The sequence below is a fragment of the Paenibacillus sp. sgz302190 genome (genome assembly GCF_059820445.1).
Window position 1 is genome coordinate 1 of record NZ_JBZYAO010000091.1, and the last position, 1,533, is coordinate 1,533.

Sequence of the window (1,533 nt, forward strand, 5' to 3'; positions counted from 1 at the left end):
TCACAGCACAGCGAATCGCTTTCTGCGCATATACGAACTCATTATAGCCAGACAGCAATACAATCTCGGGTTTAACCGGGTGGCCTTGCAGCTGATCGAGCAGTTCGAACCCATCCATAATTGGCATTCGGATATCTGTGATCATAATATCCGCAGGCTCATGGCGAAGCAGCTCCAGCGCCTCTTGTCCATTCTCGGCAAATCGGCAGTTAAACAGATTAGGAAACTGCCTCTCTATCATCGATTGCAAGCCCCTCCGGATGATCTTCTCGTCGTCGACGATCAGCAAGCTAATCATAGATGTCTAATTCCCCTCCCATGACCCGATACGGCAAAGTCATGATTATTCGTGTATAGCTCCCTTCCTTACTCTCGATCTGAATCCCATATTCCGTCCCATAGCTCATCACTAGGCGTTGGTCCACATTACGCAAACCGATTCCATTGCTGTCGTGGCTATTGTTGCGAACGAATAATTGCCGGGCCTCCTGGTAAGCGGACTCTTCCATTCGGAGCATCCGATTCAATAAGCCCAGCTTCTCTTCCGGTATGCCGCGGCCGTTGTCAGTGATCTCTATGACACAAGCTTGATCACGCCGGACGGCAGNGCCGGGCCTCCTGGTAAGCGGACTCTTCCATTCGGAGCATCCGATTCAATAAGCCCAGCTTCTCTTCCGGTATGCCGCGGCCGTTGTCAGTGATCTCTATGACACAAGCTTGATCACGCCGGACGGCAGTGATCGTAACGGCCAGATTTCCGTTGCTGGAATGCATTTGGCTCATCCCGTGCTTGATTGCATTCTCGAGTGCGGGCTGCAGTGACATTTTGAGCGATTCCTGCTCGAGACATTCCGGTGCAATCGACAATCGGAGATCAAGTCTTCCATCATAACGGATGTTCATGACGGATACATAATGCTGGACCTGCTGAATCTCATCGCTGAGCATCACGTGATCCCGCTTCCATTCCATCGAATACCNAGATCGTAACGGCCAGATTCCCGTTGCTGGAATGCATTTGGCTCATCCCGTGCTTGATTGCATTCTCGAGTGCGGGCTGCAGTGACATTTTGAGCGATTCCTGCTCGAGACATTCCGGTGCAATCGACAATCGGAGATCAAGTCTTCCATCATAACGGATGTTCATGACGGATACATAATGCTGGACCTGCTGAATCTCATCGCTGAGCATCACGTGATCCCGCTTCCATTCCATCGAATACCGCATCATACCGCCTAGCGAGGTCATNTCGACAATCGGAGATCAAGTCTTCCATCATAACGGATGTTCATGACGGATACATAATGCTGGACCTGCTGAATCTCATCGCTGAGCATCACGTGATCCCGCTTCCATTCCATCGAATACCGCATCATACCGCCTAGCGAGGTCATTATGTCCGATATAAGGAACTGCCCTTCAATCTCCGCCAGCATCTTGACGTTCTCCAGCGTATTGTAGAGGAAGTGGGAATCGATCTGGTTCTTCAGCGCCCGAAGCTCGGCTTCTTTGCCTGCCGCCTGCCTAGCTGC

Annotated in this window: 4 protein-coding genes and 1 pseudogene; all 5 read right to left on the reverse strand. The window is 51.2% G+C overall.

All coding sequences use genetic code 11. The features are described from left to right. A partial coding sequence (locus tag AC6RNO_RS36515) for a response regulator (protein WP_497108429.1) occupies window positions 1-298 on the reverse strand: 298 nt, incomplete at its 3' end. Further along, window positions 291-518, reverse strand: a complete 228-nt coding sequence (locus AC6RNO_RS36520; RefSeq protein ID WP_497108432.1) for an ATP-binding protein — start codon at window positions 516-518, stop codon at window positions 291-293. The genes AC6RNO_RS36520 and AC6RNO_RS36515, both read right to left, overlap by 8 nt. Window positions 519-591: 73 nt before the next feature. Beyond that, window positions 592-972, reverse strand: coding sequence for an ATP-binding protein (locus AC6RNO_RS36525; protein ID WP_497108430.1), 381 nt, complete (start codon window positions 970-972; stop codon window positions 592-594). Further along, a complete protein-coding gene (locus tag AC6RNO_RS36530) occupies window positions 935-1,249 on the reverse strand; it encodes a histidine kinase (RefSeq protein WP_497108431.1) in 315 nt (104 codons plus the stop codon). Before AC6RNO_RS36530 ends, AC6RNO_RS36525 begins: the two co-directional genes overlap by 38 nt. A gap of 5 nt (window positions 1,250-1,254) precedes the next feature. Then, window positions 1,255-1,533 (reverse strand): annotated as a pseudogene (locus AC6RNO_RS36535) (histidine kinase); the annotation flags it as partial.

Excerpts from the sequence above, each read along its gene's own strand:
- AC6RNO_RS36520 (WP_497108432.1), bottom strand. The coding sequence starts at position 518 with ATGCTCCGAATGGAAGAGTCCGCTTACCAGGAGGCCCGGCAATTATTC.